The organism is Variovorax sp. M-6 (genome assembly GCF_052114385.1).
Lineage (GTDB): Bacteria > Pseudomonadota > Gammaproteobacteria > Burkholderiales > Burkholderiaceae_C > Variovorax.
On record NZ_JBFREQ010000010.1, the window covers coordinates 76,695 to 99,482 of the forward strand.

The 22,788-nt window shown below is 65.7% G+C and carries 24 protein-coding genes and 3 tRNA genes; 8 read left to right on the forward strand and 19 right to left on the reverse strand.

The window, feature by feature from the left end; genetic code table 11:
* Positions 1-42: 42 nt before the first annotated feature.
* Positions 43-822 (forward strand): hypothetical protein, encoded by a 780-nt coding sequence (locus AB4Z46_RS13675; RefSeq protein ID WP_442284044.1) that lies wholly within the window; start codon positions 43-45, stop codon positions 820-822.
* 7 nt (positions 823-829) lie between these two features.
* On the opposite strand, the gene AB4Z46_RS13680 is transcribed toward AB4Z46_RS13675, so the two are convergent.
* The gene (locus AB4Z46_RS13680) at positions 830-2,233 is read right to left on the reverse strand and encodes a phenylacetate--CoA ligase family protein (RefSeq protein ID WP_442284045.1); all 1,404 of its coding nucleotides are present in this window, start codon (positions 2,231-2,233) and stop codon (positions 830-832) included.
* An 89-nt stretch (positions 2,234-2,322) separates the two neighbouring features.
* A complete protein-coding gene (locus tag AB4Z46_RS13685; RefSeq protein WP_442284046.1) occupies positions 2,323-3,675 on the reverse strand; it encodes an MBL fold metallo-hydrolase RNA specificity domain-containing protein in 1,353 nt (450 codons plus the stop codon).
* Between the two features lie 262 nt (positions 3,676-3,937).
* On the opposite strand from AB4Z46_RS13685, the gene AB4Z46_RS13690 reads away from it, so the two are divergent.
* Complete coding sequence (locus tag AB4Z46_RS13690) at positions 3,938-5,029, forward strand: hypothetical protein (protein ID WP_442284047.1); 1,092 nt, start codon at positions 3,938-3,940, stop codon at positions 5,027-5,029.
* Here the strand turns inward: AB4Z46_RS13690 and AB4Z46_RS13695 are convergent.
* From AB4Z46_RS13695 to folC, 15 genes are all read right to left on the reverse strand, one after another.
* Positions 5,003-6,769 carry an Eco57I restriction-modification methylase domain-containing protein gene (locus AB4Z46_RS13695; protein WP_442284048.1) on the reverse strand — a complete coding sequence of 589 codons (1,767 nt, stop codon included), beginning with the start codon at positions 6,767-6,769 and terminating at the stop codon, positions 5,003-5,005. The two genes, AB4Z46_RS13690 and AB4Z46_RS13695, sit on opposite strands and share 27 nt — an antisense overlap.
* Positions 6,770-7,059: 290 nt before the next feature.
* The gene (locus AB4Z46_RS13700) at positions 7,060-7,797 is read right to left on the reverse strand and encodes an SOS response-associated peptidase (protein ID WP_442284049.1); all 738 of its coding nucleotides are present in this window, start codon (positions 7,795-7,797) and stop codon (positions 7,060-7,062) included.
* Positions 7,798-7,948: 151 nt separating this feature from the next.
* A complete protein-coding gene (locus tag AB4Z46_RS13705; protein ID WP_442284050.1) occupies positions 7,949-8,137 on the reverse strand; it encodes a hypothetical protein in 189 nt (62 codons plus the stop codon).
* A gap of 139 nt (positions 8,138-8,276) precedes the next feature.
* Complete coding sequence (locus tag AB4Z46_RS13710; protein WP_442284051.1) at positions 8,277-8,888, reverse strand: hypothetical protein; 612 nt, start codon at positions 8,886-8,888, stop codon at positions 8,277-8,279.
* A gap of 81 nt (positions 8,889-8,969) precedes the next feature.
* On the reverse strand, positions 8,970-9,272 hold the full coding sequence (locus AB4Z46_RS13715) for a hypothetical protein (protein ID WP_442284052.1): 303 nt from the start codon (positions 9,270-9,272) through the stop codon (positions 8,970-8,972).
* A 65-nt stretch (positions 9,273-9,337) separates the two neighbouring features.
* The gene (locus tag AB4Z46_RS13720) at positions 9,338-9,583 is read right to left on the reverse strand and encodes a hypothetical protein (protein ID WP_442284053.1); all 246 of its coding nucleotides are present in this window, start codon (positions 9,581-9,583) and stop codon (positions 9,338-9,340) included.
* 209 nt (positions 9,584-9,792) lie between these two features.
* Positions 9,793-9,869: transfer RNA gene (locus AB4Z46_RS13725), tRNA-Asp, on the reverse strand.
* Between the two features lie 70 nt (positions 9,870-9,939).
* Positions 9,940-10,015 (reverse strand) — tRNA-Glu (locus AB4Z46_RS13730).
* A 67-nt stretch (positions 10,016-10,082) separates the two neighbouring features.
* Positions 10,083-10,158: transfer RNA gene (locus tag AB4Z46_RS13735), tRNA-Ala, on the reverse strand.
* A gap of 33 nt (positions 10,159-10,191) precedes the next feature.
* Complete coding sequence (gltX, locus tag AB4Z46_RS13740; protein WP_442284054.1) at positions 10,192-11,580, reverse strand: glutamate--tRNA ligase; 1,389 nt, start codon at positions 11,578-11,580, stop codon at positions 10,192-10,194.
* Positions 11,577-12,800, reverse strand: coding sequence for an O-succinylhomoserine sulfhydrylase (locus AB4Z46_RS13745; protein ID WP_442284055.1), 1,224 nt, complete (start codon positions 12,798-12,800; stop codon positions 11,577-11,579). The genes gltX and AB4Z46_RS13745 overlap by 4 nt, the downstream gene beginning before the upstream one ends.
* Positions 12,801-12,808: 8 nt before the next feature.
* A complete protein-coding gene (gene purF / locus AB4Z46_RS13750; protein WP_442284056.1) occupies positions 12,809-14,308 on the reverse strand; it encodes an amidophosphoribosyltransferase in 1,500 nt (499 codons plus the stop codon).
* 12 nt (positions 14,309-14,320) lie between these two features.
* Positions 14,321-14,806 (reverse strand): CvpA family protein, encoded by a 486-nt coding sequence (locus AB4Z46_RS13755; RefSeq protein ID WP_442284057.1) that lies wholly within the window; start codon positions 14,804-14,806, stop codon positions 14,321-14,323.
* 14 nt (positions 14,807-14,820) lie between these two features.
* Positions 14,821-15,675 carry an SPOR domain-containing protein gene (locus tag AB4Z46_RS13760; protein ID WP_442284058.1) on the reverse strand — a complete coding sequence of 285 codons (855 nt, stop codon included), beginning with the start codon at positions 15,673-15,675 and terminating at the stop codon, positions 14,821-14,823.
* Between the two features lie 70 nt (positions 15,676-15,745).
* A complete protein-coding gene (gene folC, locus AB4Z46_RS13765) occupies positions 15,746-17,053 on the reverse strand; it encodes a bifunctional tetrahydrofolate synthase/dihydrofolate synthase (protein ID WP_442284189.1) in 1,308 nt (435 codons plus the stop codon).
* Positions 17,054-17,087: 34 nt separating this feature from the next.
* On the opposite strand from folC, the gene AB4Z46_RS13770 reads away from it, so the two are divergent.
* From AB4Z46_RS13770 to argG, 4 genes are all read left to right on the forward strand, one after another.
* Positions 17,088-17,441, forward strand: coding sequence for an ArsC family reductase (locus AB4Z46_RS13770; protein ID WP_442284059.1), 354 nt, complete (start codon positions 17,088-17,090; stop codon positions 17,439-17,441).
* A gap of 79 nt (positions 17,442-17,520) precedes the next feature.
* A complete protein-coding gene (locus tag AB4Z46_RS13775) occupies positions 17,521-18,087 on the forward strand; it encodes a hypothetical protein (protein ID WP_442284060.1) in 567 nt (188 codons plus the stop codon).
* Positions 18,088-18,212: 125 nt separating this feature from the next.
* Complete coding sequence (gene ppnP, locus AB4Z46_RS13780; protein WP_442284061.1) at positions 18,213-18,536, forward strand: pyrimidine/purine nucleoside phosphorylase; 324 nt, start codon at positions 18,213-18,215, stop codon at positions 18,534-18,536.
* A gap of 15 nt (positions 18,537-18,551) precedes the next feature.
* Positions 18,552-19,892 carry an argininosuccinate synthase gene (gene argG / locus AB4Z46_RS13785; RefSeq protein WP_442284062.1) on the forward strand — a complete coding sequence of 447 codons (1,341 nt, stop codon included), beginning with the start codon at positions 18,552-18,554 and terminating at the stop codon, positions 19,890-19,892.
* A 6-nt stretch (positions 19,893-19,898) separates the two neighbouring features.
* Here argG and murB read toward each other — a convergent pair whose 3' ends face one another.
* Positions 19,899-20,951, reverse strand: coding sequence for a UDP-N-acetylmuramate dehydrogenase (gene murB / locus AB4Z46_RS13790; RefSeq protein ID WP_442284063.1), 1,053 nt, complete (start codon positions 20,949-20,951; stop codon positions 19,899-19,901).
* A gap of 76 nt (positions 20,952-21,027) precedes the next feature.
* On the opposite strand from murB, the gene AB4Z46_RS13795 reads away from it, so the two are divergent.
* Positions 21,028-21,513, forward strand: coding sequence for a YajQ family cyclic di-GMP-binding protein (locus AB4Z46_RS13795; protein ID WP_442284064.1), 486 nt, complete (start codon positions 21,028-21,030; stop codon positions 21,511-21,513).
* An 11-nt stretch (positions 21,514-21,524) separates the two neighbouring features.
* Positions 21,525-22,163: a retropepsin-like aspartic protease family protein gene (locus tag AB4Z46_RS13800; RefSeq protein ID WP_442284065.1), complete on the forward strand. Its 639-nt coding sequence runs from the start codon at positions 21,525-21,527 to the stop codon at positions 22,161-22,163.
* Positions 22,164-22,435: 272 nt separating this feature from the next.
* Here the strand turns inward: AB4Z46_RS13800 and AB4Z46_RS13805 are convergent, their stop codons facing one another.
* Entirely contained in the window at positions 22,436-22,786 is a 351-nt protein-coding gene (locus AB4Z46_RS13805; protein ID WP_442284066.1) for a RidA family protein, read from the reverse strand.
* Positions 22,787-22,788: the final 2 nt, after the last annotated feature.

Here is a 22,788-nt window from a genome sequence, read left to right on the forward strand (position 1 = left end):
CGTGTCCGTTCGGTATCGGCAAGGGCGCGCAGCAAGATGTTGATGGCCGTCAAGGCCGCGAAGGGCAAACGTCATACCGTCACCGTTGTGAAAGACATTCATTCCTTCGCCTCCCGCAGCTTGTCGACGGATGAACCGCTGCTCGCAGGAAGAATCGTGGCCCTTTTCGCCGCTGCCCGGCGCCTGCGAGCGGATGCGCATTCGGAAGCGGTCGGCAAGGCCCTGCGCGGCAAGAACCTGGCTTTGCTTCAGACCGTGCCATGGGGACGCGAGACTTCGCCGCTTCATCGCGCCGCCCAGGATCTCGGCGCCCGCGTCGCCGAGGTGCGTTTCGAGACCGGTGGGCCGACCCAGCCCGACATCGGCACCCTCGCGCGACTCCTGGGGCGCATGTATGACGCCATCGACTGCGGAGGGCTGCCGCCGCCCTCCGTGCAAAGAATCGAACTGGAGGCCGGCGTTCCCGTCTACGCCGGACTGGGCCTCGACGATCACCCTGCCAGGATGCTGGCCGATCTCATGACACTTTGCGAGCACGACTCGGCGCCGGTGCCACAGGGGACCATCCTGTTCCTCGGAGACTCGCAGACGGGGCGCAGCCGCGCCTTCCTGTCGGCCGCGCGGGAAATAGGCTTTGCGCTGCACGTGGCCGGGCCCGGACGTGCGGCATCGAACGAGGCGATGTTCGTGGTCGATGCCACGCAGTCCCCGCACTGGTCGCTGCACGGGTGGTCAGGCGCACCCATCGACGAGGCCCGGCGAGCGGAGAACCATCGTTGCGTGATGCAAACGGTGCTGCTCGACACCCTGGCCCAGGCCTGACCCGCGCTCAGGGCGGAGCCGCCACCACGCGCAACACCTTCCCGCTGCGGCCGGCGCGGCCGGGTTCGCCGCTGCGGCAACGGACCTGCACGTCCACGGCGCCTTGGGATTCAAGAAATTCGCCAAGCACCCGCTGCGCCCGTCGCAGCGCGAGTTCGGCCTCCGTGCCGCACAGGCCGGTGCGCAGCAGCAACTCGCAGGGGCCCTCCTGCACGAGCTGGAAGTCGAACAGGCCGGCATCCTCTTCGAGCTTCGTGCTCAGCGCCAAGGGAAGCACACTGACCGAACCCGCCCCGGCGCGGCCCAGATGCAGCGTCTCCTCGCTGCGGCCCTCCACTTCGATGACGGGCAGGCAGGAGCCGCATACGCAGGCCCGTGCCTGCACGGTGACGCGATCGCCCATGTCATAGCGGATCAAGGGCTGCACATGGTTCGCCAGGTTGGTCAGCAGCGTTGTCGCACCCGCCTCGCCGGGCGCGGCCGCGCGTCCCTGCGCGTCCACCGGCTCAAGAATCACCCAGTCGCTGTTGAGATGCAGGTGGCCGTGTTCGCACTCGGACGCCAGCGACAGGAACTCCGATGCGCCGTAGCTGCTGGCCACCGGGCAGTCGAAAGCCCGCCTCATGAACTCGCGCTTGGCCGCCGACATGTCTTCACCGCCGGTCCAGACTTCTTGCGGCGACGATCGCAGCCGTCCGGCCAGGCGTTCTTCGGCCAGCAGGACCGCGGCGCTCGGATAGGTGGCGATCACCGTCGGGGCCAAGGCGTTCAGTTCCGCCACCATGCCCGCGGCGGGCTGCAGGAACGAGATGCCGCGCAGGCGGCTCGACAACGCCGGATTGAGCCGCCGCAGGCGCTCGATCGAGACCGTGCTGGCAAAGTGCCCGTCGGTCGCACCGACGAAGGCGATGCGCTCGCCGAGGCCCCAGGGGTCCAGCAGCCGCTGCAGCGGACGCAGCACAGGCCGCCGCAGCGACTCCAGTGCGTCGTAGACGGCCATCGCCGCCGCGTCCTGAACGAAGATGCCGGGTTCGCCGCTGCTGCCCGAGCTTTCCCACACCACGTAGCGTCCCTGGAAGGGCTCCGCGATACGCCGGCGGTCGGCCACGAACCGGCGCAATTCCTCCAGCCGCAAACACGGGTCGGTGACCCATTCGTCGAAGCGCCGCATGAGTTCGGCCTTGTGTGCGACCGGCAGGTCCTCAAGGCGCAGGTCGCTCGGATCGCGCCCTTCGAGCAGGCGTCGGTACAGCGCCGAGTGCTGCCTCGCCGAGGCGAGCAGTTCGCCAAGGCGCCGTGCCTGCCGGGCGGCGATCGCGGCGGCCGGCGCGTGCAAGGCCAGCGCGACATCGACCGCGACCGTGCCGGACAACCAGAGATCGAGCGGGGGCGGCGGGATCGGCGCGCTCATGGGCCTGCTCCGGCAGGGACGACCGGCGACTTCGAGCGCACGAGATTCAAGGCGGGCAGACGGTCGAAGGCCATGGTGCGGCCCCCTCTTCAAAGCTCGTGCGATTCGAGGTAGTCGGGCACGGTCACCGGCCAGCCGTGGCGCTCCTCGATCGCGAGCCGCAACGCGTCGGCCGCGACCGGCTCGCCATGTGTCACGAAAACCCGCCGCGGGGCCGGCAGCGCATCGAGCCAGGCCAGCAGTTGCCCGCGATCGGCATGGGCCGACAGCGTGTCGAGATGGGCCACCTCGGCGCGCACCGGCACGTAGGCGCCGTGGATCTTGACCTCCTTCGCACCACCCACCAGCGACGCACCGCGCGTACCGGCCGCCTGGAACCCGGCGAACAAGAGGGTGTTCCTCGCATCCGGCGCATAGGCTTTCAGGTGATGCAGCACGCGACCGCCGGTCGCCATGCCGCTGGCGGACACGATGATCGAGGGGAAGGCCAGCGCGTTGAGCCGCTTCGACTCTTCCGCGGTGTTGACGATGATCGCCTCCTTGCTCATCGCGGCACACTGGTCGGCGCTCAGGCGATGCTGGTCGAGATGGTGACGGTAGATGCGCGTGGCGTCCGCCGCCATCGGGCTGTTGAGATAGACCGGCATGTCGGGAATGCGACGCGCCTGCTTGAGCAGTTGAATGCAGTGCAGCAGCGTCTGCGCGCGCCCCACGGCGAAAGCGGGGATGACGAGCATGCCGCCGCGTGCGGCAGTGCGATTGACCACCGCCGCCAGGGCGCCGAGCGTGTCGACGTCGCGGTGCAGTCGGTCGCCATAGGTCGACTCCACGACGACATAGTCCGCCGCCTCGGGCCTTTCGGGCGCCCGCATCACCAGGTCGTCGCTGCGACCGAGATCGCCGGAAAACAGGATGCTTCCATCCGCCCAGGCGATGCGCGCGCTGGCCGCGCCCACAATGTGTCCCGCGCGCCTCAGACGCCACTTCCAGCCGCGCCACGGCGACTGCACCTCGTCGAAGGGCACGGCCTCGAAGCGCCCGAGGGCCTCGCGGGCATCCTCCATCGTGTAGAGCGGCAGCGCGGGCTCGTGCCTGGAATGGCCATGGCGATTCGCGAAATCGGCCTCCTCCTCCTGCAGCCAGCCGGAATCCGGGAGCAGCAGTTCGCAGAGGTCGCGCGTCGCCTGGGTGCAGTAGACCGGGCCCCTGAAGCCCAGCTTGATCAAGCGCGGCACGAAACCGCTGTGGTCCAAGTGCGCATGCGTGAGCAGCACCGCGTCGATGTCGGAAGCCTTGATGGGCAGCGGCGCCCAGTTGCGCAGGCGCAGCTGCTTCAGGCCCTGGAACAAGCCACAGTCCACCAGCAGGCGGCGGCCGTCATGCTCCAGCAGGTATTTCGATCCGGTGACGGTCCCTGTGCCGCCGAGGAATTCAATGCGCATCGTCGCTCCTTGGTGGATCGGAGCTTGGCAGTCGCGAGGCGGATCGGCTTGATGTTCATCAAGGAAGCATCCTTTCGGTCCGTTCGCAATGGTTCATGCTCCGGAGGTCGGATCCGGCCCTCCTGTGTACGCCCTCGGACACGGTCGCGCAACTGCCAGCGTCGGTGTCCGCCCCAGTGAAAACCTTGCACGGGTATGCCGCCCGACCTGTCGCGTCGCAGATAATCTCGCCTTTGCTGGACACGCAACAATAAGAAATGCGATGGATGTTGTTGAAGCTCAGCTCTTTCTGACAAACAGGGCTGGGATGACGGAAAAGACAGCAGCACAATACCGCCAGGCGATTCAGCTTTCCGGCAAGACCATTTACTCGCCGATCGAAGTCGGAGATTCGGAATACTGGATTCCGACCGAAAGCCTGGAGCAGCTTCTGAACGCCGGACTGAGCGGTAGAAGTCTGGCAGGCCTTGCCCTGAGGACTCGTTCAAAGGTCGTGAAGGCGGCTGTATGCGAAGCACTCGGCTATCCGATACCGCCGTCGTTCGCCAAGGTACAACCTAGATTTCTTGGCCAGCAACTGGACATCTACACGCAAAAGTCGCTGAACCTCCAGATCTGGAATGAAGAGCTGTCCCCCGAGCGTCGCTATGCCCTCATCGAAGTGACTTCGGACGATACGATCGGGCTGGTCAAGGTCGTCAACGGGCAGCAGTTGGCCATCCTGGACACGACTGGAACCATCACAACGAAGTACCAGGCCAGGCTTGAGCGTGGCGATGCAAGCCACGAGCTTGTCTCTCTGGCGGACACCCCCGGCCTGCGTCCATATGTTCGGTCAGGCCTGCAATTCGATGCATCAGTCAGTCCGGTCAAGCCGCCGGCGAATGCCGAGTTGCTGCCTATTCAAGAAATCTTCAGCCGGCTCGCACCGCTCGTCGGCACCACTTTTCCTGATCCCGGCCGTGACCAGGAAAGAAATCGCGGCGCGGCCCTTCATGGGGCGGTTTGTCGGAGTCTGGGCTACAGCCGCCACGAGGACACGGGTCAGTTCCCAGACATATTGCACCAGCTTCTCGAAGTCAAACTTCAGACATCGCCCACGATCGACCTGGGTCTGGTCCAGCCGAACAGCGAATCCCGTCTCGATGTCGAACAGGTGGGACAGTTCCATCCGCGCCATTGCGACACCCGGTATGCCGTCTTTTTTGCGGAGACAGACAATGTCACCGTGCGCATCACCAATCTCTACGTGACTTCCGGCGCTGATTTCTTCTCACGATTTCGGCGGTTCGAGGGACGTGTACAGAATGGGAAGATACAACTTCCCCTACCCCGCAACTTTTTCAGGCCCTAGGCCAAAAGCGCTCCATACTCTCTTGTCGAGCGCAGCCACCAGACCATCCGCCTCGGCAGAAGGAATGATTGAATATATTTCCTTCGTCAGTTCGATGATTTTCTGAGTCGAGGTGAGTTTTGGATCAGGCAGCGGAAACTGCTCCACGTACTGCGTGATGAATCGACGCCTTCCCGCGTACAGCTTGTTGTTGAAGCTGTGATCGTAGAACGCCTTGATGAAAGACGAATTGGCGACCGCCAACGCAAGCCAAAGAAGGTCACCGTTCCTTGGATCATCGGCCTTGAGCCAATAGCACTCGCCATTGACGACGCCGCCATCCAGATCCATCCAGAAAACTGGCTCGTCTGCAATATCTGGAAAAACGAGCTTGGGCTGGCTCCATGAAGCCGGGTCTTGGGGAACCCAGATTTCAAACCACTGTCGACCGCCTTCGATCACATAGGTTCTGGCCTCCAACGCTTGCCTGTGCGAGTTGAGATAGGCACGGGCAATCGGGTAGTCTGAAAGATCGACGGCCCTCCTGCCCGATTCGGTGGCTTCATGCGGATACAGGATTTCCTTTCTCTTGCTCGCCTTTTCCGGCAGTTTCGACTTGAACTGGCGCGCAGAGTATCGAGTGATCAGCGGTCTCAGCAGCTCCGGCCTTCCTCCAGGCAGATCATCCCAGTCGCTGCGCAAGAACACCTTGTCGGCCGTTGACTTGACTCCCACACGGATCTTGCCGATCGACTTGAAAGGTCTCCAGGTATTCCGGGCAACGGTAGCAAGCCAATCGTCCGTGTGAGCCGTCGCAACGCGCCATAGCCCTTGATCTTCACCGCCATTGTCGAGAACGCCGCGCTGTATGTTGAAGCGGCGCCCATCGGGCACGGAGCAGACACCGGACTCCTTTGCAGTCAAGGCATTCAATACACTCGACGCAACAGTGCTGGCGGGCTGATCCGTTTCGTAGATCGTGGTCAATTGAATGGAGTCTGTGGATCCGGAATCTCCCTGGCTACGGTGCTTCGCCAGAATGACGGCAGGCAGAACTGCCGCATCAAAGAGTTTCGTGTCGCCCAGGTCCCAGACATGCAGGAGATCGTATGTTCTCAGCAGAGCGGAACGGACCGCTTGACCGGATTTCGTCGTCATGAAGCGATTCGACACGATGACTGAAGCAACCCCATTCGGCGCCAGGACGCGTGATATTCCAAGCAGGAAGGGATAGTAAAGATCAACACGCCCGGTCAGGCCGAACTGTTTGGCCAGAACCTGCGCTGCATCGGCGCCCAGGACCTGCGTTCGGACATACGGTGGATTCGCGACGACAAGATCGAATCCATCCGATGGTGGCGCCGAAAACAGGTTCTGCTCTCCGTACTCCGCGAGCACAAACGAGAGGAAGCTCACTTCGTGAAATACAAGCTTCCCAACCGGCCATTTCTCAAGTCTGCTTCTGGCCGCCGCAATGGCATCAGGATCGGTGTCGAAGCCAGTCACCTCAAGCCTGCCAAGTGCGTCCGGCGGCAATTTCAGGAGCAAGGCATCGAGCAGCGCACCGTCTCCAACCGCCGGATCGAGCACCCTGATTTGCCCTTCGGCAGGGACCTGAAAGGCCTCCAACGCGGCATCGGCCACAAACAAGGCCAATTCATCGGGGGTGTACGTGGCGCCTGCCGCCTTTTGCCTGTCCGGATTGCTGTAGCGTCCTTGCGTGCTCGCCAAGTCGAGTGCCAGGTTCACGATCGTTGTCATGAGACGATTATCCTTTGGCGCACCCTGCGCTCTGGCGCGATGCCGATGCGGTAGCCCCGTGGGACTGGCGAAAGGCTCGGCGCGGCGACTGGTCAGGGTTCTCCACCAAGCCCGTGGACAGCCCTGTGGAAAACTGCATGCGAAACGTCAGGGATCGACTCCAGACTTGCGATCCGACGCGATGCCGTAAAAACAGGCAGTCCGCCACCGAGATCCGCTCGAAGTTGCCTGTGAATTTCTCGGACCTGCCGAGACCGGCCCGGCGTCGAACGCCTCGATGTCGAGAGCCTTCAGAAGAGCGACGGCTGCTCCGGCGGCGGATCCTTCGGACCTGGCGCCTTCGCCTTGGGTTCCTTCGGCGGAAGCGGCTCCGGCGCCATGGCCAGGCGCTCGGCCGGGAATGGGTTCATGAAATCCATCGAGCGTTGCGCCGGCGCGTCGAGCCACTCTCCGTACTGCGCCTCCGGCAGGATCACGACCATCCGTTTCTCGTCCTCGGGGCGGTGCATGTGCATGAACTGCGGGTGGTTCGCGGCGTTGATGGTCAGCATGGTGAAGCTGTCAGCCCATGCCCCCGTTTTCGGGTCTTTCCAGGGCCACCACAGACCCGCGACCCCGAGCGTTTCGTCGTCGCCGCGCGTGAACCGGGTGGGCACCGGCGTGCCAGGTCGCCAGTCGGGCTCGTAGATCGCCTGGCACGGCACGATGCAGTGCCGCGGCTTGGCCCAGGCGGCTTTGTAGCTGGCCTTGGTCGCAACCGTCTCCGTGCGCGCGTTGTAGGTGTTCTTGCAGTACTTGGTGTCTTCGGCCCACGAAGGGAGCATCCCGAAATGCCCTTCGCTCAGTTCGAAGGCCGGCACGGCCTCGTCGCCTGACTCGCGCTCTCGCGGTCGACGAATGAAGGGTGCCATGTGGCTCGGGTAGATGTGCAGGCCTCCGGGCGGCGGCTCCCAGTTGGGCGGCAGCGTGATCCCGAAATGCTTTTCGATCTGCTTGCGGCGCTTCTCGGCTTGGTAGTGGCTGCACATCAGCGCATTCTCCCGGAGGTCACCTTGAGCGACAGAAGTCTTCCGCGCAATTTGCAGTCCAGGGGGTCTGAGCCTCAGCTGCCTCGTGGGCAGCAAAGCAGACCGCGGCCAACAGCGTCCGCTTGAACGCCTTGCTCATCTGGATCCTGCCTCAAGAGGCTGCGCGAGCGCCGCCAATGGGCGCCAGCCACTCCACGGCCGCCCGCGCCGGCGCCATGGCTCGCAAGCGCTCGTCGCGCCACAGATCGGCCGCCACCTCGTCGAGTTGGTCAGGGTCCACCGTTCGCCATTGGCGCTGCAGCTGGTGGGCGCAAACAGCAATCCAGTCATCGCGTTCCATGCCTTCAGGATAGCAAATGACTGTATTTTTATCCAGTATTTTGCAATGTCCTCACGATTCCGAAGCGACGCGCGGAGGCGGCGAAGGCGCCAGCGGCCTGTCTCGAGGGTCGAGGGTATTGTCCAATTGCCCGGGGAAATCAATGACCAGCAGCAGGACGCTGGGTCCAATCCACTGGCAAGGGCGGACTGCCAGGTGGACCGCCTCGCGCTTCGATCGCCGTGTAGAGCTTCTTGCCTCTGGTGTCCAGCGTTCGGATTGCCTCCTCAGCGGTGAATTCGAGGTATCTCGGATCCAAGGTCTGACTGGTGGTTGGCAAATCCACAAATTCGATCGCGGCGATCAGCTTTCGGGTCTGTCCATCCCCCACCAGCCATGCTTCCATGTAGTCATAGCGATCGAACCGGTTCAGGTCCACGCGCTTGAAAGCGTCGGACAACGCGGACAGCTCCGCCAACATCGAACTACGCTCATCGGGCGTGGATCCAGACCCAACGGATTCCACCTCTGTCATTTTGACCGCTACACCGCGAGTGCCTCCGAGCAGTTGAAAGAGCGTTTCGAGGAACTGCGTGTAGTCAGCACTTTGCTCTCGCTCTTTTTGCTTCAGCTGCTTCCGGTGTGCCCAGTTGACCGCCCACGCGGTCATGGCAATGGCACCGATAGAGCCCCAAGCCTGCACCCACGACGCGCACTCGCTTCGGCTGAAGCCAGGGATCAGAACGCAGGTTTCCCACACGTCGTAGGCCATCTCCACCTCCAATCTCAGCGCCTCGAGTATCCGCGCGATCACCGACGGCGTGCAGATCTGCGGAAGGGCTGCAGCGCGATGTCAGTACTTCGGCAGACTCGCAAGACTGATCTTGGCGCGTCCCACGAATTCAATCGGCACCAGGTCGTCAGTGCCAGGCGCGCAGATCACGTCGGGCCCCTTGTCGTAGGTCCCGTCCTGACGGGCCACCAGCACCGTCACACGGTCGCCGCCATGGAGCCGGCTTGCCACCTCGGACGCCGGTGTATCGACGCCGTCGCCGAGCGAGAACTCATTGTCTCCAGTGAGTTCGATTGGGTGGAGCATGAACCGCTCGATTCCTTTTTCACCGAAGCGGATCCTGGTAGCGCCGTAGCGGGACATCACGATCTCCTCGTTGTGGAGCCCACGGCAGCCGGCCGCGAGCGGAGTGGGGTGCCAGCGTGACGTCAGCCGTTCACCGGTCGGAGCTTCTCCAGCCAGGCCTTGGCGGCTTCGACGGCTGCGTCCTCCGCGTCTTCCTTGGTGCCGAACAGCGAGCCCGTCGATACCTTCGTTTCTTCATCAGCTTCGCACTGGTGCTCCGTGATGGTGAACGTCGCCTGGAACCTGCCGTCGGCCGTCGGTTCCCCGCGGCCATGAATCGTGAACCTGCCGCAGTGCGCGGTCTCGATTGTTCCCATGTCTTCCTCCATCGTTTTAGGTACGCAGTATGAAGGCGGTCTCGATCCGTCAGCCCTGGGGCATGGCTCATCGTGCGGCCCGATCTCATCAATCGAGTGGAGCGCGCCCGCGCATTCAACGCAGCCCTGATGAAGACGACCAAGGATGGCCGATTCGTATTCCAAAAACCAAAATGGGCTGCAGCCCGAAGGCTGCAACCCATTGATTTCCCTAGAGAATCTGGCGGAGTGGACGGGACTCGAACCCGCGACCCCCGGCGTGACAGGCCGGTATTCTAACCAACTGAACTACCACTCCTGGTAGACAACGTTCACTCCAAAAGGAGCCAAGTGCTGCGACTTGTGCCGGCTTCACCTTGCAGTGAAACTGGCGACCCTACGGGGATTCGAACCCCGGTAGCCACCGTGAAAGGGTGGTGTCCTAGGCCTCTAGACGATAGGGTCAAAACCTTAGGAACCGCGCTGCGATCAGCGCTTGTTTCTCAAACTCTTCTTCAACTCGACACCATGTTGGTGGAGGTAAGCGGGATCGAACCGCTGACCTCTTGCATGCCATGCAAGCGCTCTCCCAGCTGAGCTATACCCCCCTGGGTGTCGAGCCTCAAATTATAGCCTGAAAATCAGGCCTCTTTCAATCTCTTCAAAATAGTTTCGCGAGAAAAAAGCGCGAGGACCGAATCGAGAGAAGGCGTCTGCGGGGTGCCCATCACGAGCACTCGCACCGGCATGGCCAATGCCGGCATCTTGAGACCTTGCGCAACCAGCACCTCCTTGATGGCCGATGCGATCGCTGCCTTGTCCCAAGCGACGGCCGATAGTTTATCCGCAAGTTCGGCGATCGCCGGGCGCACCGCATCAGAAATATGCTGCGCGCGATCGGCATCGCTCGCCTTCACGTCGGCGTAGAACGCAGCCGCCCATCCCGCGAGCGCGACCGTGGTGTCGCAGCGGTCCTTGAAGAGGGCGCAGATCGCGGGCAAGCGCTCGTCGGCCACGATGCCGCGCGCCTGCAACTGCGCAGCGACCAGCGGCGCCAGGGCATCGTCGGCCATCGCCTTCAGGTGTTGCGCATTGACCCAGCGCAGCTTGGTCTCGTCGAACTGCGCCGCGCTGCGGCCCAGGTGATCGAGGTTGAACCACTCGACGAATTGCGCGCGCGTGAAGATCTCGTCGTCGCCGTGGCTCCAGCCCAGCCGCGCGAGGTAGTTCACCATCGCCTCGGGCAGGAAGCCTTCGTCGCGGAACTGCGTGACGGGCTTGGCACCGTTGCGCTTGCTCATCTTCTCGCCCTGCTCGTTCAGCACGGTGGGCAGGTGCGCATACACCGGCGGCTCCTTGCCGAGAGCGCGGAAGATGTTGATCTGGCGCGGCGTGTTGTTGACGTGGTCGTCGCCACGGATCACGTGCGTGATCGCCATGTCGATGTCGTCGACCACGACGCAGAAGTTGTAGGTCGGCGTGCCGTCGGGCCGCGCGATCACGAGATCGTCGAGTTCGTCGTTGCCGATCTCGATGCGGCCCTTGACCTTGTCGTCCCACGCGACCACGCCGCCCTGCGGATTGCGAAAGCGCAGCACCGGCTGAACACCCGCGGGCACCGGCGGCAATACCTTGCCGGGCTCGGGCCGCCAGGTGCCGTCGTAGCGCGGCTTCTCCTTCGCGGCCATCTGCTTCTCGCGCAGCGCATCTAGGTCGGCCATGCTCATGTAGCACGGGTAGACCAGGTCGGCGGCCTGCATCTCGGCCAGCACCGTCTTGTAGCGGTCCATGCGCTGCATCTGGTAGTACGGGCCCTCGTCATGGTCGAGGCCCAGCCACTGCATGCCTTCGAGGATCACGTCGACGGCCGCCTGCGTCGAGCGTTCGACGTCGGTGTCCTCGATGCGCAGGATGAAGTCGCCGCCCGTGGAGCGCGCGAAGGCCCATGGATAGAGGGCCGAGCGGATGTTGCCGAGGTGGATGAAGCCGGTCGGGGACGGTGCGAAACGGGTGCGGGTCTTCTGTGTCATGCAGGGGTACTCAGGCCAGCTAGACCTCGCAGGAGGTCGGCCTTGATGTCGTCGATGTGGTCCAGCCCGACCGCAACGCGGATCAGGCCCTGACCGATGCCGGCCGCCTGCCGCTGGGCTTCGGAAAGGCGCCCATGCGAGGTGGTGGCCGGATGGGTGATGGTGGTCTTGGTGTCGCCAAGGTTGGCCGTGATGCTCAGCACACGGGTGCTGTCGATCACGTGGAAGGCGTTGGCGCGCGCGGCTTCGGGGCCGTCGGCCCGGACGTCGAAGGACACCACGGCCCCGCCCTGCCCCGACTGCTGGCGCATGGCCAGTTCGTGCTGCGGATGCGAAGCCAGGCCGGGATAGTAGACGCGCGCCACGCCGGGCTGCGTTTCGAGCCACTGCGCCAGCGCCAGCGCGCCGGCGCAGTGCGCCTGCATGCGGATGCCCAGCGTCTCGAGGCCCTTGAGCACCACCCAGGCGTTGAAGGGCGACAGCGCCATGCCCGCGGTGCGCACCACCGGGGCGAACACTTCGTTGACCAACTTCGCCGAGCCGCAGATCGCCCCGGCCAGCACGCGGCCCTGTCCTTCGAGGTACTTGGTGCCCGAATGGATGACCAGGTCGGCGCCGAGCTCGACCGGCCGCTGCAGCGCCGGCGAGCAGAAGCAGTTGTCGACCGCCAGCAGCGCTCCCGCGGCATGCGCGAGATCGGCCAGCGCGCGGATGTCGCAGACATCGGTCAGCGGGTTGGTCGGCGTCTCGGCGAACAGCAGCTTGGTGCTCGGACGGATCGCCGCCTTCCATTCGGCGACGTCGGTCTGCGAGACGAAGGTGGTCTCGACGCCGAACTTGCCGAACTCGCGACCGATCAGGTTCAAGGTCGAGCCGAACACCGAGCGCGAGCACACGACGTGGTCGCCGGCGCGCAGCAGGCCCATGCACATCATGAGGATCGCGCCCATGCCGCTGGAGGCGCCGATCGCGGCTTCGGTGCCTTCGAGCGCTGCCAGGCGATGCTCGAAGCTGGCCACGGTCGGATTCGAGGTGCGGGTGTAGGTGAAGCCTTCCTCGGTGCCGGCGAAGCGGCGCGCCGAGGTCTCGGCATCGGGCTGCACGAAGCTGCTGGTGAGGAACAGCGCCTCGGAGTTCTCGCCGTACTGGCTGCGTTCGAGCGCGGTGCGCACCGCGAGCGTGTCGCGGTGCAGACCCGGGGGCAGGGATCGGTCGGTCACGGTCGCTTTCAGCTGAGGTTGGGCAGCGCGAGACGGGAGGAGTCCTCCTCGGTTTCCTCGATGCGCGGCCGGCTGCCGTTCATGCGCGTGATGGCCTCGGTGTCGATGTCGCCGGTGACGTAGACGCCGTCGAAGCACGAGGCATCGAAGCCGTCGAGCTTGGGGTTGAGCGAGCCGATGGCGCGCTTCATCGCGTCGACGTCCTGGTAGATCAGCGCATCGCAGCCGATGACTTCGCGGATCTGCTCGACCGTGCGGTCGTGCGCCACCAGCTCGTCCTTGGTCGGCATGTCGATGCCGTAGACGTTCGGATAGCGCACCGGCGGCGCGGCGCTCGCGAGATACACCTTGCGGGCGCCGGCGTCGCGCGCCATCTGGACGATCTCGCGGCTGGTGGTGCCGCGCACGATCGAGTCGTCGACCAGGAGCACGTTGCGGCCCTTGAATTCGCTGGCGATGACATTGAGCTTCTGGCGCACCGACTTCTTGCGCACGCCCTGCCCCGGCATGATGAAGGTGCGGCCGACGTAGCGGTTCTTCACGAAGCCTTCGCGGTACGGGATGCCCAGCAGGTGCGCGAGCTGCGTCGCGCTCGGCCGGCTCGATTCGGGGATCGGGATGATGACGTCGATCTCGTTCGGCGGCACGGTCGAGACCACGCGCTTGGCCAGCGTCTCGCCGAGGTTCAGCCGCGCCTGGTAGACCGAGATGCCGTCGAGCACCGAGTCGGGCCGCGCCAGGTAGACGAACTCGAAGATGCAGGGGTTGAGCGACGGAGCGTCGGCGCACTGCTCGGCATGCACCTGGCCCTGCAGGTCGATGAAGACCGCCTCGCCGGGCGCGATGTTGCGTTCGAACACATGGCCCGAGCCTTCGAGCGCCACCGATTCGCTGGCCACCATCACGGTGCCGTCGGCGCCGCGGCCCATCGCGAGCGGGCGGATGCCGTAGGGGTCGCGGAAGGCCAGCAGGCCGTGGCCGGCGATCAGCGCCACCACCGCGTAGGAGCCGCGCAGGCGCCGCTGCATGCTGCGAACCGCCTCGAACACGGTGGCCGAGTTGAGCAGGCCGCCGCGGGTGGCGCGGTCGAGCTCGTGCGCCAGCACGTTGAGCAGCACTTCGGAGTCGCTCTCGGTGTTGGTGTGGCGGTGGTCGGTGGAGAACAGCTCGGCCCGCAGCGCATGCGCGTTCGTGAGGTTGCCGTTGTGCACCAGCACGATGCCGAAGGGCGCGTTGACGTAGAAGGGCTGCGCCTCTTCCTCGCTGTAGGCGTTGCCCGCGGTCGGGTAGCGCACCTGGCCGAGCCCGATGTTGCCGGGCAGGCCACGCATGTTGCGGGTGCGGAAGACATCGCGCACCATCCCCTTGGCCTTGTGCATGAAGAACTTGCGCTCCAGCAGCGTGACGATGCCGGCGGCATCCTGGCCGCGGTGCTGCAGCAGCAGCAGCGCGTCGTAGAGCAGTTGATTGACGGGAGCGTTACTGACAACGCCGACGATTCCACACATGAAGCGATCCTCTCAGGGCAGGTAGCTTGCCAACTTTTCAGGCAGCGCGGGTTTCAGGCCCTGCAATGCCGCATCAAGAACAATGGCGCTGCGCGATCCGTGCCACCAGGCACTGTCGCTCAACGCCAGCAAATGAACAATCACCGCGACCGCGAGCATCGCCAGCGCGCCGCGCGCCACGCCGAACACGCCGCCGAGGATCCGGTCGACCGGCCGCAGCCCGACAGCCGCGACCAGCTTGCGCGTGAGCGCCGCCAGCAACCCGACGCCGAAGGCCACGCCCACGAACACCAGCGCGAACCCTGCCGCATAGCGCCAACTCGCGTCCGGATCGCCGATGGGCAGCCAGCGGCCGACGTCGTCCGCCAGCCACTGCGCGGCCACGAAGGCCACCACCCAGCCCGCCAGCGAGATCACCTCGAACACCAGCCCGCGCACCAGACCCAGCAGCATCGACACCACGAGCAGCGCGACGGCAATCCAGTCGAGCGTGGCCACGTCGGTCAGCGAGCCTACAAGCTGAGGACGGCGGCCGACAAAGACAAGCCCTTGACCTTGCCCGCGGCCCGGTCGGCCTCGGCCCGCGAGCCGAAGGGGCCGACACGCACACGCGTGCGCTCGCCATCGGCCGTCTTCGCGACGGAGGTGTAGGTCTTGAGCCCTGCTTTTTCAAGTTTCTGGCGCACTTCCCGGGCCTTGTCCGCATCCGCGAAGGCGCCGACCTGGACCACGAAGCGGCCGTTGTCGTCGGCGGGCTTGGCGGCAGCGGCGGCGGCCACGCTGGTGGGCTTGCCTTCCAGCAGCGCGCGGGCACGGGCCGCGTCGTCGGTCGACGCCGGCTTCGGCGCGGCGGGCTTGGGTTCAGGCTTGGGCTCGGGTTTGGCTTCGGCCTTGGGCTTGGGTTCTGGTTTGGGCTCGGGCTTGGCTTCGGCCTTGGGCGCCGGCTTTTCGGGCACGGGGTCGGAGCGGGTCTCGGCGACCGGCGCGGCCGATGCCAGCTTGCCCGGCGGGATCTCGGTGCCGTCGGCGGTCTCGGTGATCATGCCGCCGGCCGAGGATGCGGGCGCAGCAGCGACCGGCTTGTCGGCGCTGGCGACGGCCGGCGCCGGGGGCGTCGGCAGGGCCAGCGGCTTGGCCTTGTTTCGGTCGGGGATCTCGATCGGGATGTCGACCGAGATCGGGCGCGGCTGGGTGTCGAACAGGAGCGGGAACCCGATCACGCCAACCAGCACCAGGACGGCGGCGCCAAGCAGCCGGTGCCGCGCGCGGCGCCGCATCGCCTCGATGCTTTCCGCCGGCGCGGCGGCGACGGCGCTTCGCCCTTCGTTGCCCTGAGGACCGCGTGTGCGGAACTTGAAGAACGCCATGAAATTCGTTTTCCTGATGGGTGCAGCGTGCGGTTGAAACGGGAAGGAAGGCGCCGGAAATCAGGCTGTTTCAGGAGCCGGGAGACAGGTGCCTGGCTCCCAGACGGGGTGTTCCGTGCTCGAGCACACCACCCACGGTGAAGAACGATCCGAAGACGACGATTCTATCAGTGGGGTCCGCGCGATCGATCGCCGCCTGGAGCGCCTCCATGGGGGCGCCGTGGACGCTGGCCGAGACGTCGCTGCGCTTGTTCTGCGCCTGCCAGCGCAGGATCAGGTCGTCGGCCCTGGCGGCGCGCGCGGTCGGCAGGTCGGTGAAGTACCAGCGGTCGATCATCGGTCCGATGCGCGCGAACATCGGCCCCACGTCCTTGTCCGCCATCACGCCGAACACGGCGTGCGTGGTCGGATAGAAGCCCATCGCGTCGAGGTTTTCGGCCAGCGCCGCCACCGCATGCGGGTTGTGGGCGACGTCGAGCACCAGCGCCGGCTCGCCCGGCACGATCTGGAAGCGCCCGGGCAACTCGACCATCGCAAGGCCGTTGCGCACTGCCTGGGCCGTGGTCGGCAGGCGCTGGCGCAGCGATTCGAGCGCCGCCAGCACGCCGGCCGCGTTGACCAGCTGGTTGGCGCCGCGCAGGGCCGGATAGGCCAGCCCGCTGTAGCGCCGGCCGCGCCCGCTCCAGCCCCATTGCTGCTGATCGCCCATCACGTTGAAGTCGCGACCGACGCGCCAGAGGTCGGCGCCGATCGCCTCGGCGTGATCGACCACGCTCTGCGGCGGCATCGGGTCGCTGACGATCGCGGGCCGGCCGGCCCGCATCACGCCGGCCTTCTCGAAGCCGATGCTCTCGCGGTCGGGGCCCAGGAAGTCCATGTGGTCGAGGTCGATGCTGGTGATCACGGCGCAGTCGGCGTCGACGATGTTGACCGCATCCAGCCGTCCGCCCAAGCCGACCTCGAGAATCGCGGCGTCGGGCCTGGCTGCAGCCATGCACAGCAGGATCGCCAGCGTGGTGAATTCGAAGTACGTCAGCGCGATGTCGCCGCGGCCCTGCTCCACCTGCTCGAAGAACGGCGCCAGCACGGCGCCGTCGACCGCCTCGCCGGACAGCCTCAGCCGCTCCTCGAAGCGCACCAGGTGGGGCGAGGTGAACACCGCGGTGCGGTAGCCCGCGTGCGTGAGGATCGACTCGAGCATCGCGCAGGTCGAGCCCTTGCCGTTGGTGCCGGCCACCGTGATGACCGGGCAGTCGAAGGCCAGACCCAGGCGGACGGCGACCGCGCGGACCCGGTCGAGCCCGAGTTCGATGTTCTTGGGATGCAGGTGCTCGGCGTGCGCCAGCCAGTCTTCTAGGGTTTTCATGGAGCCCGGAATTGTCGCCGACCGGCGCCGCGGGCATCATCGCCGGATGACAACCCTCTACGGCATCCCGAATTGCGACACCGTCAAACGCGCCCGCGCCTGGCTGGCCGACCATGGCGTCGCCTACAGCTTCCACGATTTCAAGAAGGACGGCGTCCCCGAGACCGAACTCGACCGCTGGCTTGCCACGCCGGGCTGGGAAGCCCTGGTCAACCGCCGCGGCACCACCTGGCGGCGGCTCGACGACGCCACCCGGGAGTCGGTGGTCGATGCCGCTTCGGCCCGCGCCGTCCTGCTGGCCAACCCGAGCCTGATCAAGCGGCCGGTGGTCAACTGGGGTGCCGGCCGGGACGTTACGACCGGGTTCGACGCCACCGAGTGGAAAAGCCACGCCTTGTAAATGGTTGAACCCCGGGCGCCGATGCGCCTCCAACAAGATCGCGCGCGGCGCCCTGCCCCGGGATTTCAGGAGATTTGACATGACCAAAAGAACCATTCGCACCGTATCCGCCCTGACGTTGCTGGCCGCCCTGGCCGGATTCGCCACGCTGGCCCAGGCCGAACAGGTACAGGCGCGGGTGATCTCCACCTCGCCGGTGACCGAATCGAACGGCAGCATCCGCTACAACGTGACCTACGAGTACGCGGGCCGCCAATACAACACGCGCGTCAACACCCCGCCCGGCGCCAGCATCTGGGTCGACGCCAGCGCCTACGGCATCGCGACCACTTCGCCAGTCGCGCCGCAGCCTCAACTGGCGGCGAACCCCGCCTACGCCCCGCAGGAGCAGCAGCAGCAGCAGCAGGATTGGAGCAACGTCGTGCCCGAACCGGGCATCGTGGTGTCGGGCCGCGGCGCCCCCCCGGCGCCGGTTTACGCCCCGCCAGCGCAGGTCTATGCCCCGGCCCCGGTGTACGTGCAGCCGGCGCCCGTGTACTACCCGGCGCCGGCCTACTACCCCGCGCCTGCCTACGCTTATCCGCCGATCGGCATCTCGCTGGGCTTCGGCTATTCGCGCGGCTGGGGCGGCGGCCGCTGGCGCTGACCGCCGCACCGGGCCGGAGGCCGGCCGGCGAGCCTAAAATCACGGGCTTTGCAACTTGAGGCACGGGCGCGCCTGCCAAGGCGCGCCGCAACCCGCCGAGCGCCTCGCGCCAGCCCCTCCTACCCATGAGCACTACCGAATCCCTCCAGAGCGTCACGGTCTCGACCAAGGCCAATGTGTATTTCGACGGCAAATGCGTGAGCCACAACCTGACGCTGGCCGACGGCACCAAGAAGTCGGTGGGCGTGATCCTGCCGTCGACCCTGACCTTCAACACCGGTGCGCCGGAGATCATGGAAGGCGCGGGCGGCCGCTGCGAGTACCTGCTCGCGGGCAGCAGCGAATGGGTGGCCTCGGGCGCCGGTGAGAAATTCAGCGTGCCGGGCAACTCCAGCTTCCAGATCCGCGTCAGCGGCGAACCCTACAGCTACATCTGCCACTTCGGCTGAACCGGAATTCCGAGCATGTCCTCCACCATCCTCCAGAACGTTCCCGCCGGCCAGAAGGTCGGCATCGCCTTCTCGGGCGGCCTCGACACCAGTGCGGCGCTGCACTGGATGCGCAACAAGGGTGCCATCCCGTACGCCTACACCGCCAACCTGGGCCAGCCCGACGAGCCCGACTACGACGAGATCCCGCGCAAGGCGATGCTCTACGGCGCCGAGAAGGCGCGCCTGATCGACTGCCGCACGCAACTGGCCGCCGAAGGACTGGCCGCGCTGCAAGCCGGCGCCTTCCACGTGACCACGGCCGGCATGACCTACTTCAACACCACGCCGCTCGGGCGCGCGGTCACCGGCACCATGCTGGTGTCGGCGATGAAGGAGGACGACGTCCACATCTGGGGCGACGGCAGCACCTACAAGGGCAACGACATCGAGCGCTTCTACCGCTACGGCCTGCTGACCAACCCGGCGCTCAAGATCTACAAGCCCTGGCTGGACCAGACCTTCATCGACGAACTCGGCGGCCGCACCGAGATGTCGGAGTTCATGCAGAAGGCCGGCTTCGCCTACAAGATGTCGACCGAGAAGGCCTATTCGACCGACTCGAACATGCTCGGTGCCACGCACGAAGCCAAGGACCTCGAGCACCTGAACAGCGGCATGAAGATCGTGCAGCCGATCATGGGCGTCGCCTTCTGGAAGGACGAGGTCGAGGTCAAGCGCGAAGAGGTCACCGTGCGCTTCGAGGAAGGCCGTCCGGTCGCCCTCAACGGCGTCGAATACCCGAGCCTGGTCGAGTTGCTGCTCGAAGCCAACCGCATCGGCGGCCGCCACGGCCTGGGCATGAGCGACCAGATCGAGAACCGCATCATCGAGGCCAAGAGCCGCGGCATCTACGAGGCGCCCGGCCTCGCGCTGCTGTTCATCGCCTACGAGCGCCTGATCACCGGCATCCACAACGAGGACACGATCGAGCAGTACCGCGAAAGCGGCCGCCGCCTGGGTCGCCTGCTCTATCAAGGCCGCTGGTTCGACCCGCAGGCCATCATGCTGCGCGAGACCGCGCAGCGCTGGGTGGCGCGCGCCATCACCGGCGAAGTCACGGTCGAGTTGCGCCGCGGCAACGACTACTCGATCCTGAACACCGCCTCGGCCAACCTGACCTACAAGCCCGAGCGGCTGAGCATGGAAAAGGTCGAAGGCGCATTCACGCCGCTCGACCGCATCGGCCAGTTGACCATGCGCAATCTCGACATCATCGATACGCGCGACAAGCTGGCGATCTATACGCAGACGGGGTTGCTGTCGACGACGCAGGGAGCTTCGCTCCCGCAACTCAAGAACGACGACAAGAGCTGAACGGCTCTAAACGACAACGGGTTCCGGCTCCAGCCGGATCCCGAAACGCTCGTAGACGCTGGTCTGGATCGCCTTGGCCAGCGTCATCACTTCCCCGCCAGTGACCGGGTTGGCCTTGCCGCCCCGGTTCACCAGCACCAGCGCCTGGCGCTCGTAGACGCCCGCATTGCCCACCGACTTGCCTTTCCAGCCGCAGGCATCGATCAGCCAGCCGGCCGCCAGCTTGATGCTGCCGTCGGCCATCGGGTAGTGAACGATCTTGGGGTCGCGGGCAATGATGTCGGCGCACTGCTCCGGCGTCACGGTCGGGTTCTTGAAGAAGCTGCCGGCGTTGCCCAGCACGCGCCAGTCAGGCAGCTTGGCGCGGCGGATGGCGCAGATCCAGTCGAAGATGTCCAGCGCGCTCGGCGTGAAATTGCCGGTCTCGTCCATCTTGCGTTCGAGGTCGAGATAGCCGAGCACCGGCTTCCAAGGCTTGGGCAGTCGGAAGCGCACCCGCGTGATCAACGCCCTGCCCGCGAGCCCGAAATCGTTGTCGCCGGAGGCCGCGTGCTTGAACACCGAATCGCGGTAGCCGAAGGCGCACTGGGCGGCATCGAGCGTGAAGGCGCGGCCGGTCTGCAGGTCGATGGCGTCGAGCGACTCGAAGCGGTCCTGCAACTCGACCCCGTAGGCGCCGATGTTCTGCACCGGCGAGCCGCCCACGGTGCCGGGGATGAGCGCGAGATTCTCGAGGCCCGGGAAGCCCCGGTCGAGCGCCCAGTGCACGGTGTCGTGCCAGACCTCGCCGGCGCCGGCCTCGACAATCCAGGCTTTCGAGGTCTCTTCGACCAGCCGCAGGCCCTTGATTTCCACCTTGAGCACCAGCGGCTTGACGTCGCCGGTCAGCACGATGTTGCTGCCGCCGCCGAGGACGAACTTGGGCGCATCGCGCCATTGCGCGTCGGCCAGCAGCGCCGCGACGTCGGCTTCGCCGGTGATGCGCGCCAGGTGCTGGGCGCGCGCGACGATGCCGAAGCTGTTGTGCTGCTGCAGCGGTACGTTGTGCTCCACGATCATGGGAGAATTGTCTCATTCGCACGCCGCGCGACACTGCGCGCGGCGCATTCCTTTTTTTGTTGCTGCCGGAGCCTTCATGCCGTCTTTCGACACCGTTTGTGAACCCAACTTGCCCGAGGTCAAGAATGCGGTCGAGAACACCGCCAAGGAAATCGGCACGCGCTTCGACTTCAAGGGCACCGCGGCCGCGGTCGAGCTCAAGGACAAGGAAATCACCATGATCGGCGACGCCGAGTTCCAGCTCGTGCAGGTGGAGGAAATCCTGCGCAGCAAGCTCACCAAGCGAAGCGTCGACGTGCGCTTCCTCGACAAGGGCGACGTCCAGAAGATCGGCGGCGACAAGGTCAAGCAGGTCATCAAGGTCAAGAACGGCATCGAGTCCGAGACCGCCAAGAAGATCCAGCGCCTGATCAAGGACAGCAAGCTCAAGGTGCAGGCCGCGATCCAGGGCGACGCGGTGCGCATCACGGGCGCCAAGCGCGACGACCTGCAGGCGGCGATGGCACTGATCAAGAAGGACGTGCCCGACATGCCGCTTTCGTTCAACAACTTCAGGGACTAGCCCRCCCCCTTATGAAGGCGATCCTTCCGCTGCTGCTCGCCGCAGCCTGCACCTTCGCGCACGCCCAGTCGGTGACGCTGACCGGCACCATCGGCAGCCGCGCGATCCTGATCGTGAACGGCGGAGCGCCCAAGACGGTGGCCGTCGGCGAGACCTTCCAAGGTGTGAAACTGGTGTCGCTGCAGGGCGAGCAGGCCATGGTCGAGGCCGGCGGCAAGCGCGTGGCGCTGCGCATGGACACGCCGGTGAGCATCGGCGGCAACGGCGGCTCCGGGGGCGGCGGCACCCGCATCGTGCTGCCGGTGTCGAGCGGCGGGCATTTCATGGCGCAGGGCGCGATCAATGGCCGCGCGGTCAGCTTCATGCTCGACACCGGCGCCACCACCATCGCGATGTCGGCCGCCGATGCGCAGCGCATCGGGCTCGATTTCAGCAAGGGCCAGCCGGTGCGCATGAACACCGCCAACGGCGTCGCGCAGGGCCATCGCGTGCGGCTCGCCTCGGTGCGGGTCGGCGACGTCGAGGTCTACGACGTCGAAGCCATCGTCTCGGAGCAGCCCATGCCTTTCATCCTGCTGGGCAACAGCTTCATCAACCGCTTCTCGATGCGCCGGGACGCCGACCAGATGGTCCTCGAAAAACGGTTCTAGGCTCGCCCCCAGGTTGGGCTCACTTCGTGTAGCCCGCCCACCCCCTACCGGGGGCGCAGTCAGCGGCCCGGCGAAGCCGGTTCCGCGACTGCCCACGAACAGGCGGGCGCTGGGCGCCGCCGCAGAACAAGCGCGGCGCCTTTTTTCTATCGGCCGGCGCGGCCAGGCCCGTTGGTGAAACACCGCGGAACCGGCTTTGCCGGGCCGCTGGTGTTGCCCCCGGCGGGGGGTGGGCGCCCGGACACGAAGTGCCGGGCAACCTGGGGGCGAGCTCAGCCAGCTGCCGTCACGACAATCTCGATCTTGTAGCCCTGCTTGGCCATCGCGGCCTGCACGGTCGCGCGCGGCGGCGTGTTGCCGGCCGGGATCCAGGCGTCCCACACGTCGTTCATCGCGGCGATGTCCGTGATGTCGGAAAGGAAGATCTGCGTCATCAGGATGCGCGACTTGTCGCTGCCGGCCTCGGCCAGCAGGCGGTCGACCATCGCCAGCACCTGCGCGGTCTGGCCGCGGATGTCCTGCGACAGGTCGTCGGGCACCTGGCCCGCGAGGTAGACCGTCCCGTTGTGGACCGCAGTCTCGCTGAGGCGGGGACCGACATGAAAGCGCTGGATGGTGGCCATGG